The organism is Amycolatopsis sp. TRM77291, assembly GCF_054166285.1.
Genome location: NZ_JBSZHF010000001.1, coordinates 794,179 through 809,382, shown reverse-complemented (window position 1 = coordinate 809,382; position 15,204 = coordinate 794,179). Strand labels below are relative to the sequence as shown.

General features: G+C 70.0%; 14 protein-coding genes. 5 read left to right on the top strand and 9 right to left on the bottom strand.

Annotated features, from left to right (window positions below):
- Positions 1-107: 107 nt before the first annotated feature.
- Positions 108-461 (top strand): nuclear transport factor 2 family protein, encoded by a 354-nt coding sequence (locus tag ACXIZN_RS03850; RefSeq protein WP_192741205.1) that lies wholly within the window; start codon positions 108-110, stop codon positions 459-461.
- Here ACXIZN_RS03850 and ACXIZN_RS03845 read toward each other — a convergent pair.
- Complete coding sequence (locus ACXIZN_RS03845; protein WP_457952575.1) at positions 458-964, bottom strand: PaaI family thioesterase; 507 nt, start codon at positions 962-964, stop codon at positions 458-460. The two genes, ACXIZN_RS03850 and ACXIZN_RS03845, sit on opposite strands and share 4 nt — an antisense overlap.
- A gap of 72 nt (positions 965-1,036) precedes the next feature.
- On the opposite strand from ACXIZN_RS03845, the gene ACXIZN_RS03840 reads away from it, so the two are divergent.
- Genes ACXIZN_RS03840 through ACXIZN_RS03830 form a run of 3 tightly spaced genes read left to right on the top strand, consistent with a single transcriptional unit; the run spans position 1,037 to position 4,730 of the window.
- Positions 1,037-1,594: a TetR/AcrR family transcriptional regulator gene (locus tag ACXIZN_RS03840; protein WP_457952574.1), complete on the top strand. Its 558-nt coding sequence runs from the start codon at positions 1,037-1,039 to the stop codon at positions 1,592-1,594.
- Positions 1,595-1,638: 44 nt separating this feature from the next.
- Positions 1,639-2,373 carry an HAD family hydrolase gene (locus ACXIZN_RS03835; protein ID WP_457952573.1) on the top strand — a complete coding sequence of 245 codons (735 nt, stop codon included), beginning with the start codon at positions 1,639-1,641 and terminating at the stop codon, positions 2,371-2,373.
- Between the two features lie 56 nt (positions 2,374-2,429).
- Positions 2,430-4,730 carry a glycoside hydrolase family 65 protein gene (locus tag ACXIZN_RS03830; protein WP_457960450.1) on the top strand — a complete coding sequence of 767 codons (2,301 nt, stop codon included), beginning with the start codon at positions 2,430-2,432 and terminating at the stop codon, positions 4,728-4,730.
- Between the two features lie 4 nt (positions 4,731-4,734).
- Here the strand turns inward: ACXIZN_RS03830 and ACXIZN_RS03825 are convergent, their stop codons facing one another.
- The 4 genes from ACXIZN_RS03825 to ACXIZN_RS03810 all read right to left on the bottom strand — a co-directional run bounded on the left by ACXIZN_RS03825 (position 4,735) and on the right by ACXIZN_RS03810 (position 10,547).
- Positions 4,735-4,914, bottom strand: a complete 180-nt coding sequence (locus ACXIZN_RS03825) for a hypothetical protein (RefSeq protein WP_457952572.1) — start codon at positions 4,912-4,914, stop codon at positions 4,735-4,737.
- A 39-nt stretch (positions 4,915-4,953) separates the two neighbouring features.
- On the bottom strand, positions 4,954-5,910 hold the full coding sequence (locus tag ACXIZN_RS03820; protein ID WP_219150422.1) for a Ppx/GppA phosphatase family protein: 957 nt from the start codon (positions 5,908-5,910) through the stop codon (positions 4,954-4,956).
- A 204-nt stretch (positions 5,911-6,114) separates the two neighbouring features.
- Entirely contained in the window at positions 6,115-7,155 is a 1,041-nt protein-coding gene (locus ACXIZN_RS03815) for an LLM class F420-dependent oxidoreductase (protein WP_457952571.1), read from the bottom strand.
- 80 nt (positions 7,156-7,235) lie between these two features.
- The gene (locus ACXIZN_RS03810) at positions 7,236-10,547 is read right to left on the bottom strand and encodes a DUF885 domain-containing protein (protein ID WP_457952570.1); all 3,312 of its coding nucleotides are present in this window, start codon (positions 10,545-10,547) and stop codon (positions 7,236-7,238) included.
- A 135-nt stretch (positions 10,548-10,682) separates the two neighbouring features.
- Here ACXIZN_RS03810 and ACXIZN_RS03805 point away from each other — a divergent pair, with 135 nt between their 5' ends.
- On the top strand, positions 10,683-11,666 hold the full coding sequence (locus ACXIZN_RS03805) for an AsnC family protein (protein WP_457952569.1): 984 nt from the start codon (positions 10,683-10,685) through the stop codon (positions 11,664-11,666).
- A gap of 41 nt (positions 11,667-11,707) precedes the next feature.
- Here ACXIZN_RS03805 and ACXIZN_RS03800 read toward each other — a convergent pair whose 3' ends face one another.
- From ACXIZN_RS03800 to ACXIZN_RS03785, 4 genes are read right to left on the bottom strand one after another with little or no spacing between them, the layout of a single operon-like run.
- The gene (locus ACXIZN_RS03800) at positions 11,708-12,634 is read right to left on the bottom strand and encodes an RluA family pseudouridine synthase (protein ID WP_457952568.1); all 927 of its coding nucleotides are present in this window, start codon (positions 12,632-12,634) and stop codon (positions 11,708-11,710) included.
- On the bottom strand, positions 12,631-13,194 hold the full coding sequence (gene lspA / locus ACXIZN_RS03795) for a signal peptidase II (RefSeq protein WP_192741196.1): 564 nt from the start codon (positions 13,192-13,194) through the stop codon (positions 12,631-12,633). The genes ACXIZN_RS03800 and lspA overlap by 4 nt, the downstream gene beginning before the upstream one ends.
- A gap of 24 nt (positions 13,195-13,218) precedes the next feature.
- Complete coding sequence (locus ACXIZN_RS03790) at positions 13,219-13,824, bottom strand: hypothetical protein (RefSeq protein WP_457952567.1); 606 nt, start codon at positions 13,822-13,824, stop codon at positions 13,219-13,221.
- Between the two features lie 19 nt (positions 13,825-13,843).
- Positions 13,844-15,199: an aminotransferase class V-fold PLP-dependent enzyme gene (locus tag ACXIZN_RS03785; protein WP_457952566.1), complete on the bottom strand. Its 1,356-nt coding sequence runs from the start codon at positions 15,197-15,199 to the stop codon at positions 13,844-13,846.
- Positions 15,200-15,204: the final 5 nt, after the last annotated feature.

Below are 15,204 nucleotides of genomic sequence, written 5' to 3'. Positions count from 1 at the left end.
ATTCGGGTTAGAACCCGAAACGCCACTCACGACCACCTTGACCGCCACGTTCCGCCGCTCTGAGCCTTTACCTCCGCGGTAATCGACAGCGGAGGGACGATGTTCCTATGACCACAGCCAAGAAGATCGTCCTCGACTGCTTCGAGAACATGTTCGTGCACAAGGACTTCGCCGCCGCGGGCACGAACGTGCACCCGGATTTCGTCACCCACAGCCCGGGATTCCCCTCCGGCCGTGACGCTTTCGTGGAAGCGATGCGGAACTCACCCATGGCAGGCGCGGACGTCTCGGTGAAACGCGTGATCGCCGACGACGAACACGTCGTCGTGCACCTGCACGTCGTCCGGCCGGGCGACGAACTCGGCGCGGCCGTCGTCGACATCGTGCGCGTGGAAGACGGGCTCATCGTGGAGCACTGGGACGTTAAGCAGCCGGTGCCGCCCGGCGCGGAAATGTTCTAGGGCTTGATGATCAGGCAGGTGCTCGACGCCGTCGCGAGCACCTTGCCCTGCCCGTCGCGGATGTCGCCCTCGGCGAACGCGACGCGCGAACCGGCCTTCACGACCCAGCCGTGCGCGCGGATCTCCCCCACCGAGCCGGAAATGGCGCGCAGGTAGTTCACCTTCAGTTCCACCGAGGTGTACCCGACACCGGCGGGCAGGTTCGAGTGCACCGCGCACGCCACCGCCGAATCCAGCAGGGTCGCCGCGACGCCGCCGTGCACGGTCCCGATGGGGTTGTACAGGGACTCGTCCGGCGTCGCGGCGATCACGACGTCGCCTTCGGCCACGCTCACCCAGCGCATGCCGAAATGCGCCGAGATCGGCGCCGGCGGGATCCGGCCCTCGGCGATACCGGTCAGGTACTCGAGCCCGGACATTTCCCGGCCGAGCCGCGCGGTGGGCAGCGGGTCCTGCCAGGTCACGGTCTTCTGCCTGGTCTGCCCGGTGACGTCGGTGGTCATGGCTGCCTCCTAAGACGATCGTCCTAGGCTTTCCTAAGACGGTCGTCCTAGTCAAGGACTATGCTGGGCCACGTGTCCGAAACCACCACTCGCGAGCGGATGATCTCGACGGCGATGACGCTCTTCCGCCGCGAGGGCTACCAGGCGACTTCGTGGCGGCGGCTGGTCGAGGAGGCCGGGACGCCGTGGGGATCGGCGTACCACCACTTCCCCGGCGGCAAGGAACAGCTCGCGGTCGCCGCCATCGAACTCGGCACCGCTGTCGTGGCGAAGACGATCCGCCGCGCCTTCGAGCGCACCGAGACGGTCGAGAACGCGGTGGCCTGGTGGTATCGCAAGGCGGGCGAAGCACTGGCGGCCGACGACTACCGCGGCGGCTGTCCGCTCGCCACGATCACCTTGGAGATGGCGAACGCCTCGCCCGCGATCACCAAGGCGTGCCAGGACGCGTTCGCCGCCTGGCACGCGCTGCTCGTCGACCTGCTCGGCGAGGTCGGCGATCCCGAAGACATCGCCACGGCCATCATGAACAACCTCGAAGGAGCCCTGCTGGTCAGCCGGGTCCACCGGTCGCCCGACGCGCTGGACCGGGCCGCGCGGCATGTCGCGCTCGTGATCCGCGCCTCCTGACGAAGCCGAGCGGGCACCGGCGAGCCCGGGTAGCGTGGCCAGACATGATCGGTCTGCCCGACACCATCACGGCCTGTCTCTTCGACCTCGACGGCGTGCTGACCGGAACCGCGGCCCAGCATCGCGAAGCGTGGAAACGCACGTTCGACGAATTCCTGCGCGCCCGCGACGGTGACTCGTTCTCGCCGTTCACCGACACCGACTACGCGGCCTACGTCGACGGAAGGCCGAGGGCCGACGGCGTCCGCACGTTCCTCACCTCGCGCGGGATCGAACTGCCCGAGGGAAACCCGGACGACGGGATCGACGCCGCCACCGTCAACGGGATCGGCAACCGGAAGAACCAGCTGGTGCTGAAGATCATCGAGGACGAGGGCGTGACTCCGTACCCGGGTTCCGTCCGGTATCTGGAAGCCGCGAAGGCGGCGGGGTTGCGCATCGGCGTCGTCACCTCGTCGGCCAACGGCGCGAAGGTGCTCGACGCCGCCGACCTCACCAAGTTCGTCGAAACCCGGATCGACGGGATCGTGATCGCCGAGAGGAATCTGCGCGGCAAGCCCGCCCCGGATTCGTTCCTCGCCGGCGCCGAGGCGTTCGGTGTCGCACCGGCGAACGCGGCCGTCTTCGAGGACGCCCTCGCGGGGGTGCAGGCGGGCAAGGACGGCGGTTTCGGTTACGTGGTCGGGGTCAACCGCGCGCACCAGGCGGGCGAACTGCTCGCGCACGGCGCCGACGTGGTGGTGGACGACCTCGCCGAGCTCCTGGAGGACCGCAAGTGAGCGAATCGCTTTTCCGCGGCTACGAGGTCGCGCCCTGGGAGCTGCGCTGGCACGGGATGGACGTCGACGCGTTGCAGCGCACCGAATCGGCGTTCGCGGTGTCCAACGGGCACATCGGCCTGCGCGGCACGCTGGAGGAGGCCGAGCCGCGCGGTCTTCCCGGCACCTATCTCAACGGTTTCTACGAACAGCACGATCTTCCTTACGCGGAAACGGGTTACGGCTATCCCGAAGAGGGACAGACGGTCGTCAACGTGACCGACGGCAAGGTCATCCGGCTGCTGGTCGAGGACGAGCCGCTCGACATGCGCTATGGCCAGGCGACCGAACACGACCGCGTCCTCGACTTCCGGAAGGGCACGCTCGCGCGCGACACCGTCTGGTCGTCGCCGACCGGCCGCCGGGTCCGGGTGAAGACCGAACGCCTGGTCTCCTTCACCCAGCGGGCCGTCGCGGCGATCAGGTACGAGGTCGAACCGCTCGACGACGAGCTCCAGCTGGTGGTGCAGTCGGATCTCCTGGCGAACGAACCGATCGAATCCGACACGCGTGACCCGCGGGTCGCGGCGGCACTGGAGTCGCCGTTGATCGGGGAATACCACCACGCGGAGGCGTACCACGCGGTGCTGGTGCACCAGACCCGCCGATCCGGGTTGCGGATGGCCGCCGCGATGGACCACAAGATCGACGTCTCCGACGGCGTGCGCACGCATATCGAGGCCGAGGACGATCTCGCGCGGCTCACCATCGCCGTCGACGTGCCCAAGGGCGGACGGCTGCGGATCACCAAGTTCCTCGCCTACGGCTGGTCCGCGCAGCGTTCGGTGCCCGCCGTGCGCGCGCAGGTCGAGGCCGCGCTGGCCGGGGCACGCCAGACCGGCTGGCAGGGGCTGCTCGCCGAGCAGAAGGCGTTCCTCGACGACTTCTGGGAGACCTCGGACATCGAGATCGAGGGCGACCAGGAACTCCAGCAGGCCGTGCGGTTCGCGCTCTTCCACCTCCTGCAGGCCGGGGCCCGCGGCGAGACGAGGGCGCTGGCGGGCAAGGGGCTGACCGGCCCCGGGTACGACGGGCACGCGTTCTGGGACACCGAGACCTTCGTCCTTCCCGTGCTCACCTACAGCATCCCGGACGCCGCCCGAGACGCGCTGCGCTGGCGTCACTCCACTTTGGACAAAGCGCGGGAAAGGGCGGCACAGCTGGGGTTACGCGGCGCCGCGTTCCCTTGGCGGTCCATCAACGGCGCGGAATGCTCGGCGTACTGGCCGGCGGGCACGGCGGCGTTCCACGTCAGCGCGGACATCTCCGACGCCGTCGTGCGCTATCTCAACGCCACCGGCGACGACGAGTTCATGCGGAACTGCGGAGCGGAACTGCTCCTCGAAACCGCGCGGTTGTGGTTGTCGCTCGGGCATTTCGACCGGCGCGGCCGGTTCCGGATCGACGGCGTCACCGGACCGGACGAGTACTCCGCGGTGGCCGACAACAACGTCTACACGAACCTGATGGCCCGCCGGAACCTGTTCTACGCCGCCGAAATCGTCGGCCAGCACGACGACGTGGCCAAGCGGTTCGAGGTCGACGCGGACGAGGTCGCGTCGTGGCGCAAGGCCGCCGACGCGATGCTGGTGCCTTATGACGAGGATCTCGGCGTACACCCGCAGTCCGAAGGGTTCCTGGAACACGACGAGTGGGATTTCGAGGCCACAGACCCGGATTTCTACCCGCTGCTGCTCAACTATCCGTACTTCGACCTCTACCGCAAGCAGGTGGTCAAACAGGCGGACCTCGTGCTCGCGCTGCATCTGTGCGGGGATTCCTTCACCCCCGAGGAAAAGGCGCGCGACTTCGCCTACTACGAGGCGCGGACCGTGCGGGATTCCTCACTGTCGGCGGGGACGCAGGCGGTGGTGGCGGCCGAGGTCGGGCATCTCGAACTGGCCTACGACTACCTCGCCGAGGCCGCGCTGACCGACCTGCACGACGTGCACAACAACGTCCGCAACGGTCTGCACCTGGCCTCCCTGGCGGGCGCGTGGCAGGGTACCGTCGCCGGTTTCGGCGGGCTGCGCGACTACGGCGGCAGGCTGACCTTCGCGCCGAGGCTGCCGCCGCAGCTCCAGCGGATCGCGTTCCGGCTGACCTTCCGCGGCACCCGGTTCCAGGTCGAGATCGACGGCGAGGGCGCGACGTACCACGTGATCACCGGGGAGCCGCTGGAACTGATGCACCACGGCGAGACGTTCACGGTGACCGCCGAGCCGGTACGGCTGCCGATCCCGGCGATCGACCCTGGGCCGGCGCCGGTGCAGCCCGCGGGCCGCGCTCCGGCGCGAAGGCAGCCGAAGGACGGGTGAGTGCTCAGTCCGGCGGCTCGACCGGTGCCTCGCCGCTGCCCGGCACGCCGTCGACCTCCTTGGTGCCGTGCGGCCCGACGTCACGGTTCGGCGCGCCGGGCACGTCGGTCTTCGGCTGGATCCCGCGAAGGTCGTCGAGGTCTTCTTCTTCGTCCTGCCCGAAGTTCTTCTTGCTTTCCCTCATGTGTCCGGGGTACCCGCTCGCGGCCGGATGCGCCAGTCGTCAGGCGGCTTTCGCCGGTTCGCCCTCCGGCGTGACGAGCCCGTCGAGCATGCCGAGCAGCAGGCCGTCCCTGGTGGACCACGGGCAGATGGCGACCTGGCCGCCGGCCAGCGTCAGCAGCGCCTCGGCGACGATCGCGCCCGCGAGCGCCTGGTGGGAGCGTTGCCGCGAGATACCCGGCAGCTCGGCGCGGCGTTTCGCGGGCAGCTTCGCCAGCCGCGGGATCCACGCGCGGAGGTCGTCGAGGTGCAGTTCCCTGGCGCGGGACGGCCGGTCCCCGGCGAGCCGGGCGAGCTGCCGCAGCACCTTGGAGCAGCCGACGGCGCGATGGTCGCGGATATGCGGCAGAACGTCCTGCATCGCGTCGCGGACCTCGTCGAGCACGTGTTCCCGCATCGCCCGTACCACCTTGGGCGACGGACATTCGGTGGCGAACCAGTCCCGGGTCAGGGATCGCGCGCCGAGCGGCAGGGAATGCGCGAACCCGGCCTCCTCGGCATCCCCGGCGGCGAGCTCGACGGTCCCGCCGCCGATGTCGAGCACCAGCAGCGCGCCGGCGGAAGCGCCGTACCACCGGCGCGCGCCGACGTAGGCCAGTTCGGCCTCGCGGCGGCCGGTGAGGAACCGCAGTTTGACCCCGGTGGCCTTCTGGACGTCACGGACGACGTGCTTGACATTGCTCGCGTCGCGGATCGACGACGTGGCGAGCGGGTACACACCTTCGACGCCGTGTTTGGCCGCCATCGTCATCCCCGCCTCGACGGCGGACGCGACCGCGTCGATACCGCGCCGGGTCAGGTTCCCGTCATCGTCGAGTTCCCTGTCCAGCCGCAGCCGCGTCTGGTGGCTCAGCGCGGGATCGAGCGGCGTACCGCCCTTGGCCAGAACCACCAGCCGCGCGCTGAACGACCCGACGTCAAGGACCGCGGCGGACGGCTCGCCGATCTGCTTGCGCACGCGAGGCACCTCACCTTCGTCGCGAACGTATTCCCCCGAGGTCTCGCTTTCACTCCTGATAATGGCGGATTTTCCGGCCGTTCAGGCGTGGTTTACGTTCTCTTTCCACCGGGAGGCCGTTTTTTGACCACGAAGGGGGTACACCGGCGCAGGTCAAGTGTACCGGATCGATACAGGTGAGAGGTTCGCCTCCCCGCCGCGTGCCTAACCGACGAGTTCGCGAAGCTTCGAAACCTGAGCGACGCGGGCTTCGCGACCGGGCAGCAGCGGATTGACCACCAGCGTGGTCGCACCGGCCTCGCGGAACGCGGCGAGACGCTCCTTGACGTAGCCCTCGGGCCCGATCAGCGAGATCGCCCGGATCAGCTCCTTCGGCACCGCCGCGGCGGCCTCGTCCTTCTTGCCGTCCAGGTAGAGGTCCTGGATGAGCTTCGCTTCGGCCTCGTAGCCGTACCTTTGAGCGAGACTGTTGTAGAAGTTCTTGCCGCGCGCGCCCATGCCGCCGATGTACAGCGCCAGCATGCCGCGCAGGTGGTCCAGCAGCCCTTCGACGTCGTCACCGATCGCCAGCGCGGTGCCGACGAAGGTGTCCAGCTCGCCCAGCGACGGGTCGCGCTTCGCCTTGCCCTCGGCCAGCGACGCGCCCCAGACCTCGGCGGCCTTCTCGGGGTGGAAGAAGATCGGCTCCCAGCCCTCCGCGAGTTCGGCCGTGAGCGCGACGTTCTTCGGGCCGATCGAGGCCAGCAGGATCGGGATCCGCTCGCGCACCGGGTGGTTGATCAGCTTCAGCGGTTTGCCGAGGCCCGTGCCCTGCTCGGGTGGCAGCGGGATCGAGTAGTGCGTGCCGGAATGCACCACCTTCTCCCGCCGCCACACCTGACGGCAGATGTCGATGATCTCGCGGGTCCTGCCCAGCGGCGCGTCGTACTTCACGCCGTGGAAACCCTCGATGACCTGCGGACCCGACGCGCCGATACCGAGCGTGAACCGGCCGTCGGAGACGAAGTCCAGCCCGGCGGCGGTCATCGCGGTCAGCGTCGGCGTCCGCGTGTAGATCTGGAAGATGCCGGACGCGATCTGGACCCGTTCGGTCTTCGCCGCGACGTAGCCGAGCTGGCTGACCGCGTCGAACGAATAGGCCTCGGGGACGAAGACGATGTCCAGCCCGGCCTTCTCCAGCTCGACGATGTCCGCCACGCTGTCGGCGAAACCACCGGCGTAGCTGATCGCGGTCCCGATCCTCATCGGCATCTCCTCGTGAAGTTACTGAGCGCTCGCTTAGCGACAGTATGCGCCGGGACCGCGCGGTTCGCCTGTGTTCCGGCTCACTGCGCGGCCACCCACGCCTTCACCACGTCGTCCAGCACCCGCAGCGGCAGGATCCCGTTGCTCAGGACGACCTCGTGGAAGCCCTTGATGTCGAACCGGTCGCCGAGCGCGGCTTCGGCCTCCGCGCGGATCCGCTCGATCTCCAGCCGACCCACCATGTACGACAGCGCCTGCCCCGGAACGGCGGCGTAGCGATCGATCTCGGCCTCGATCTCGACCCTGGCCATCGGCGTGTTCTCGGCCAGGTAGTCGACGGCCTGCTGACGGCTCCAGCCGAGCGCGTGCATCCCGGTGTCGACGACGAGCCGCCCGGCACGCATCGAATCCTGGGTGAGCATGCCGAACCTGGTCAGATCGCTGGAGTACAGGCCCATCTCGTCGGCGAGGCGCTCCGAGTAGAGACCCCAGCCTTCGACGTACGCGTTGACGTCGGCGTGCCCGCGCAACATCGGCAGGCCCTTGAGCTTGTGCGCGATGCAGATCTGGAAGTGGTGCCCCGGCACGGCTTCGTGGAAGGCGATCGCCTCGCTCGTGTGCTTCGGGCGCTGCTCGGCCTCGTGGGTGTTCGCGTAGTAGGTGCCCGGCCGCGAGCCGTCGAGCGACGCCTCGATGTAGTACGCCAGCGTGCCGCCGGGCGCCTCCGCGGGCGGGACCGGCTCGACCTGGCACCGCTCCTCGGGCACGGTCGAGAACCACTGCGGGGCGACGGCTTCGGCGCGCGTGATGGCGTCACGCGCGGCGTCGAGCAGTTCGTCGCTGTCCCGCCAGCGCAGGGCCGGGTCGGTCCGCAGCCGCTCGAAGATCTCCTCGAGATCCTTGGTGCCGAAGATCTTCTCACCCAGCTCGCGGTACTGGCCGGCCAGTTTCGCGATCATGTCGAGACCGGTGTCGTGCAGATCCTGCGCGGTGCGCTCGGTGGAGGTGTGCGCGCGGATCAGCGCGGCGTACTTCTCCTGCCCGCCGGGGAGCGCGCAGAGACCCGGCTCGGTTTCGGGCTTCGCCACGGGACGCAGCTCGTCGGCGAGGAAGTCGCGATACCGCCGGTAGGCGGGCCGGACGACCTCGGCCAGCAGCCGGTCGCGTTCGGCTTCGTAGCCCTCCACGGAAACGGACGCGGTGAGCGCCAGCGGATCCCCCGCCTCGTCACCGAGATAACGCTCCACGTAAGCGATCCCGCCTTCGACCAGGAAGCCGGGCGGGACCAGCCCGTCGGCCGCCGCCGCGCGCTGGCGCACGATCAGGGCGTCCAGATAGGCGCCCAACCCTTCGAGCCGCTTCAGGTAGCCGCGGACCTTTTCCTCGTCGTTCAGCGACAGGACGGCGAGTTCGTTGAGCATGAACAGCGCGGGCGACGCCAGCCCGTCGCTGACCGAGAACTCGGCGGCGCGCGAATCGAGGACGTCGACCATCGCCTTCGCCTGCTGGATCACGACCTCGCGGGTGACCATCTCGGCCGGGGAAAGGCCTTCGGTGTCCAGGGCTTCGGCGCGCTCGGCGATGGCGACCGCCGACGCGCGCTGCGCGGCCGCGGCCTCCGCGCTCGGGTCGGGCAACGCGCCTTCGTCGCCGGGAAGCCCGAGAAGCGAGCGCCACAGCGGAAGTTCCTCGAACTTGAGCTCCATCAGCTCGTCGGCCAGACCGTTCGGGGTGTCGCCGTGGCCGGCGATCCAGTCGCGGACCACGCCGTCCAGCACCGACAGCGGCAGCGAACCGCCGCCGAGCACGACGTCGTGGAAGGCCTTGATGTCGAAGCGGCTGCCCAGCTTCAGTTCGGCCTCGGCACGGATGCGCTGGATCTCCAGCCGTCCCACCATGTACGACAGCGCCTGCCCGGGGAAGGCGATGTACCGGTCCACTTCGGACTCGATCTCCACCGGCGCCATCGGCGTGTTCTCGGCGAGGAAGTCGATGGCCTGGCGGCGGCTCCAGCCCAGCGCGTGCAGCCCCGTGTCGACGACCAGGCGTCCGGCGCGCATCGAATCCATGGTCAGCATGCCGAGCTTCGCGACGTCGTCGGAGTACAGGCCCATCTCGTCGGCGAGGCGCTCGGTGTACAGGCCCCAGCCCTCGGCGTACGCGGTGAAGTCGCCGATGCGGCGCAGCAGCGGGAGTTCGGTGAGTCCCTGCGCGAGGCTCAGCTGGAAGTGGTGGCCGGGGATGGCCTCGTGGAACGCCGTCGCCTCCGCCGCATGCCGGAACCGCTCCTCCGCCTTGTGGGTGTTGGCGAAGTAGATGCCGGGCCGGGAGCCGTCGACCGCGGGCCACATGTAGTAGGCGGCGGGCGCGCCGGGCGCGGATTCGGCGGGAACCGGCTCGACCGTCCACGGCTGCGGCGGGATCCGGCCGAACCACTTCGGCGCTTCGGCCTCGGCCCTGGTGATGGCCGCGCGGGCGGAGTCGAGCATCTCGTCGGCGCCGGACCAGCGCAGGGCCGGGTCGGAGCGGAGCTTGGTGAAGATCTCCTGGAGGTCGCTGGTGCCGAAGACCCGCGAGCCGTACTCGCGGTACTCGGCGGCGAGGCCCGCGATCACGTCGAGCCCGGTCTGGTGCAGCTCACGCGGGGTGCGGTCGGTCGTCGTGTGCATCTCGGCGAGCAGGGCGTAGATGCGCTCGCCGTCGGGCAGCCAGCAGACGCCGGGCTTGTCCTCGGGGCGGCCGTGCGGCGCGATCTCCTTCGCGAGCACCTCGCGGTACTCGGCGATCGCGGGCCGGACGACGTCGCGCAGCAGCTCGGCGCGGCGGGTCTCGAAGTCCTCGTCGGGCGCGGGCTGGCGCAGCAGCGGATCGGCCGACGGCTCGGCGAGGTGCCGGTCGAGGTAGGCGACGGCGGCGTCGACGAGGTACGCGACCGGGACCAGCCCGCGGGCGACGCCGTCCCGGTGCCGCTGCGCGGCCTGCCGCAGGTACTCCGGGATCGCGGCGATCCGCCCGAGGTGCGCCTCGGCCTGCGCGCCCGTCCCGACCGACATCATCGGCAGCACGGTGAGCACCTCGGCGGCGGGCGAGATGAACAGGTCACTGACGGTGAACTCGACGAACCGCGAGTCCAGCAGGGCGATCCTGGCCCGCGCCATCGCGATCAGGACGTCACGGGTGGTCTTCTCCTCCGCGCTCAAACCGTCGGTGGCGAGTGCCTCGGCCCGCGCGGCGAACCCGGCCAGCCGCGCGCGGAAGGCGTCCCCCGCGGCCTCGCTGAGATCGCCGAGCCCGGTCGATTCCGGACGGAAGCCCTGCAAGGCGGGCATGACCGGCTCGGCGTCGAAGAGGGCTTCGACGAACTCGTCGGCGAGGGCGGAGACTTCGCTCATGTTTTCTTTCCCCAGAGGTCGATGGAGGCGGTGTCCCGACCCTAATGGAGACCGCGTACTACCGAAGCCGGGTTTTGCCGCGCTCGGGCGGCCTCTCCCCGCGGCGCCGAGGGCGAGACGGTAGCGTTCCCGGACGTGGCCGTGACCGATCCCGTGGACATCCGCCTGCTCGCCGCCCTCGCGGACCTGGGCAAGGCGGCCGTACACGAACTCGCGGCCAAGGTCGGGATGGACCCGCGCGAGGTCGCGTACCGCCTGGTCGCCCTGTCCGGCAGCGGGTTGCCGCTGCTCGTGGGCGTGGAGAGCGATCCGAACGGGCTGCGGGCCGCCATCGCGAGCGCACCGCCTTCATGGGCCCAGCAGCCCCAGCAACCTCCGCAGCCTCAGCGTCCGCCGGGGCATTCGGGCCCGCACAACGTCCAGGGCACCCCCTCCGGGCCGTACAACGTCCAAGGGACGCCGTCGGGCGCGTACAACGTGCACGGCACACCGTCGGGCCGCTACCCCGGCCCGCCGTCGGCCCCGGTGCGCCAGCCGATGGCGCCGCCTCCACGGCCGCCCGCCCCGCCGCAGCAGCAGTTCGCGCCACCCCCGATGGCGCCCGCCGACCCGGTGATGAGCACCTGGGGCGTCCCCCAGACCGCTTCCTGGGCGCGCGGCGACGAACAGCAGGTCACGCCGCAGCCCGCCCCGGAGGGCAAGAAGGGCCGGACCGGCGACGTGATGGAGACCCAGGGCCTGGAGGGCGAGCAGCTCACCGTCCAGCTGCTCGAGGTCCAGGACCCGGCGGACTACCTGTTCAGCGCCGCGGGGTACTCGCTGGAAGCCGGGGAACGGTCGGTCGTGGTGCACACCGAGATCACCAACCGCGGGAACATCCCGTTCGTGTCGCTCCCGGACAACTACCTCGAACTGCTCACCGCGGACGGCAAGCCGATCGCGAAGGCGCCTGTCTCGCTGACGTCGCGTCCGCCGCACAAGATCGGCGTCCGGCCCGGGGAGACCCTGGGCGGGCACACCGTCTACGTGCTGCCGGACTCGACCCGCGTGGTCGCCGTGCGCTGGTCGCCGCGGCCCGAGCCGGACGAGCGCACGCTGACCTGGTCGATCGAGGACTGACGCGCCCGTTTCGCATTCAGAGGACTGAATGCGGGCAGCGACTAGTTCTCGTCCTGCAGGATCCGCAGCGCGTTGGCCAGGTCGTCCGGGTACTCCGACTCGAACTCGACCCAGCGCCCGTCGGACGGGTGGGCGAAGCCGAGCGTCTTCGCGTGCAGCCACTGCCGCGAGAGGCCGAGCTTGCGCGCCAGCACCGGGTCGGCGCCGTAGGTCAGGTCACCGACGCACGGATGCTTGAGCGCCGAGAAGTGCACCCGGATCTGGTGCGTGCGGCCGGTCTCCAGCTTGATCTGGGCCAGCGACGCGGCGCGGAAGGCCTCGACGACCTCGTAGTGCGTGACGCTGGGCCGCCCGCCCTGGACGACGGCGAACTTGTAGTCGTGCCGGGGGTGCCGGTCGATCGGCGCGTCGATGGTGCCGCGTGTCGGATCCGGGTGGCCCTGGACGATGGCGTGGTAGCCCTTGTCGACGGTGCGTTCCTTGAACGCGCGCTTCAACACGGTGTACGCGTGCTCGCTCTTCGCCACGACCATCACGCCGGTGGTGCCGGCGTCCAGCCGGTGCACGACGCCCTGACGCTCGGCGGCGCCCGAGGTCGCGATGCGCAGCCCGGCGGCGGCGAGCCCGCCGACGACGGTCGGCCCGGTCCAGCCGGGGCTCGGGTGCACGGCGACGCCGACCGGCTTCGAGATCACCACGATGTCGTCGTCGTCATGCAGGATCTTCATGCCTTCGACGGGTTCCGCGACGACCTCGATGGCCGACGCGGGATCGGGCAGCGTCACTTCGAGCAGTCCGCCTGCGGTCAGCCGGTCCGATTTCCCGGCGGGCCTGCCATCGAGGAGGATCTCGCCGGATTCGGCCAGCTCCGCCACGACGGTGCGGGAAAGCCCCAGCAGTTTCGCCAGCCCCGCGTCGACGCGCATACCGTCGAGCCCGTCGGGAACGGGCAACATCCGCGCGCTCATTCGCTCGCCGCTTTCTTCTTGTCCTTGGTGGATGTTCCGTCGTAGTCCTTGCCCAGCAAGGAAAGGATCACGATGAGCACGCCGCCGACGCAGATCGCGGAGTCGGCGACGTTGAAGATCGCCCAGCCCTGCCCGTTCGGCGCGAACGCGGAGATCATGTCGACCACGTGCCCCTGCAGCGGCCCGGGCGCACGGAAGATCCGGTCGGTCAGGTTGCCGAGCGCGCCCGCCAGCACCAGGCCGAGGCCGATCGCCCAGCCGGTCGAGCGCAGCCGCCTGGCCAGCCAGACGATGGCGATCACGACGGCGATCGCGACCAGCGCGAGCACCCAGGTCAGCCCGGTGGCCATCGAGAAGGCGGCGCCGGGGTTGCGCACCAGCTGGAAGTACACGAGCCCGCCGAGGAACTCGACCGGCTGCTTGCCCTCCAGCGTGGACACGGCGATCTGCTTCGTGAGGAGGTCGATCCCCCACAGCACCGCGGCGACGGCGAACACCACGGCGACGCGCTTCTTGGGCAGCGGGGGCGACGGTGGCGCCGTTTCGGGCTCAGTACTCACCGCCCCATTGTCCACTGAGCGTGTTCAGGACTCCCCGGCGGCCGTCTTCGGCCTGCTCAGCAGGGCCGCGAACGCCCCGGCGAGCACGACCAGCGACGAAAGCACGAGCGCGAGCTGTCCTTGGGCGAGCACGACCGCGCAGAGCACGAACGCCGCGGCCACGACGAGCACCAGCACACTGCGCTCCAGCCACGCGAGCCCCGCCAGGCCGAGTGTCAACAGGATCGCGCTCCGGGTGTCGCCGTCGAGATCGAATTCCCAGTAGCCGACCAGATCCGCCAGCACGATGGCGACCAGCCCGCCGAGCGCGATCGCGGCGACCTTCCACCAGCGCATGGTCCTCGTCCGGAAGGCGTAGAACAGCACCGTGCCGAGGTAGACCGCGAGGACGGCGAACAGCCAGCCGTCGTTCCGGCCGGCGATGTCGAACGACGCGTCCAGCGAGGCCACGTTCGCGCGGCTCATCTCGACCCCGTACAAGCTCACGTATCCGAAGGACTGCCGCTCGCCCCAAGTGGGCGCGTAGGCGAACCATCCCCCGGACCACATCCCGCCGAAAGCCACCACCAGCAACTGGGCGAAACCCAGCAACGCCAGCGGAAACCAGTAACGCGGTCGCTCGTTCCCCATACGGGGTGAGGGTAGTGGGTCAGGCGCAGAACGGGGGAAGCTCCCGCGGATCGTTCTCCGGCACCCAGCGGCCCTCCGGCTTCTCGTACCGCCAGCGCGCGCCGCGGGCGACGATCTGGCGCAGCGCCAGGACGATCCGGTCCACGTGCTCGGTGGTGCTGCCGATGCCGAGGCTGACCCGCACGGCCTGCTGCCCCGTCGAGCCGGCCACGGCGATCAGCCGCTTCGTCGCCACGTGCGCGCAGAACGCGCCGTCCCGCACGCCGATCCCGTACTCCGCCGAAAGGACCGCGGCGAGCCAGCCCGGGTCGAAGCCGTCGACGACGAAGCTGAGCGTGCCGACCCGGTCGACCGGCGCGTCGAACAGCCGCAATTCGGCGAATCCGGGGATGGCGGCGAGACCGCGGCGCAGACGCGCCAGCAGTTCCTCCTCGTGGGCGACGATCCCGTCCCAGTTCGCGGCCAGGGTCTCGCAGGCGACGCCGAGCGCGTAGACGCCGACAGTGTTGGGGGAACCTGCTTCGTGCCGCTCGGGACCGGAGTTCCAGACCACGCCGAGGTTTCCGGAGTCACGGTTGACGAGCTTCGTCGCGCCACCGCCGGCGAGGTACGGCTGGGCCGCGCGCAGCCAGTCGGCGCGGCCGATCAGCGCGCCGGCACCGAAAGGCGCGTACAGCTTGTGCCCCGACAGCGCGACGTAGTCGACGTCCAGTTCGCGCACCGAGATCTTCCGGTGCGGCGCGAGCTGTGCCGCGTCGAGCGCGATCCGGGCGCCGTGTCGCCGTGCGACGGCCGCGATCTCCTTGACCGGCAACAGTTCCCCGGTCACGTTGGACGCGCCGGTGAGCACCACCAGCCGCGGCCCCTGCGGGCAGCCCGAGAGCGCTTCGTCCACAGCGGACACCGCGGCGAGCCGGGTCCGCGGGGTTTCGATCCGGCGGACGTTCGGTCCCTTCCACGGCAGCAGCGCGGCGTGGTGTTCGGTGTCGAACACGACGACCGAGGTGTGTTTCGGCAGGCTGCGCGCGAGAAGGTTGAAGGAATCGGTGGTGTTGCGGGTGAACACGACGGTGTCGGTCGACCGCGCGTCGACGAAGTCACGCAGGATTCCGCGCGTGCGCTCGTAAAGCTTGGTCGAAACCTGCGAAGCGAACCCGGCGCCGCGGTGCACGCTGGCGTACCAGGGCAGGAATTCGTCGACCGCGGACCGCACCTTGTCCAGACAGGGAGCGCTCGCCGCGTGATCGAGGTTGGCGTAGGCGATGTCGCCGCCGGTGACCAGCGGAACCCGCAGATCGGCGCACGCGACCGCCGGGATCTGGTGCGTGGCAACGACTTCAGCGGGGGCGTTCGTGCGTTCGAGAGCGAGGGTCATCGTCA

Bases quoted from the DNA above. Each gene is read 5' to 3' on its own strand.
- ACXIZN_RS03850 (WP_192741205.1), top strand. From the start codon at position 108: ATGACCACAGCCAAGAAGATCGTCCTCGACTGCTTCGAGAACATGTTC.
- ACXIZN_RS03845 (WP_457952575.1), bottom strand. From the start codon at position 964: ATGACCACCGACGTCACCGGGCAGACCAGGCAGAAGACCGTGACCTGG.
- ACXIZN_RS03835 (WP_457952573.1), top strand. From the start codon at position 1,639: ATGATCGGTCTGCCCGACACCATCACGGCCTGTCTCTTCGACCTCGAC.
- ACXIZN_RS03830 (WP_457960450.1), top strand. From the start codon at position 2,430: ATGGACGTCGACGCGTTGCAGCGCACCGAATCGGCGTTCGCGGTGTCC.
- ACXIZN_RS03825 (WP_457952572.1), bottom strand. From the start codon at position 4,914: ATGAGGGAAAGCAAGAAGAACTTCGGGCAGGACGAAGAAGAAGACCTC.
- ACXIZN_RS03815 (WP_457952571.1), bottom strand. From the start codon at position 7,155: ATGAGGATCGGGACCGCGATCAGCTACGCCGGTGGTTTCGCCGACAGC.
- ACXIZN_RS03810 (WP_457952570.1), bottom strand. From the start codon at position 10,547: ATGAGCGAAGTCTCCGCCCTCGCCGACGAGTTCGTCGAAGCCCTCTTC.
- ACXIZN_RS03800 (WP_457952568.1), bottom strand. From the start codon at position 12,634: ATGAGCGCGCGGATGTTGCCCGTTCCCGACGGGCTCGACGGTATGCGC.
- ACXIZN_RS03790 (WP_457952567.1), bottom strand. From the start codon at position 13,824: ATGGGGAACGAGCGACCGCGTTACTGGTTTCCGCTGGCGTTGCTGGGT.
- ACXIZN_RS03785 (WP_457952566.1), bottom strand. From the start codon at position 15,199: ATGACCCTCGCTCTCGAACGCACGAACGCCCCCGCTGAAGTCGTTGCC.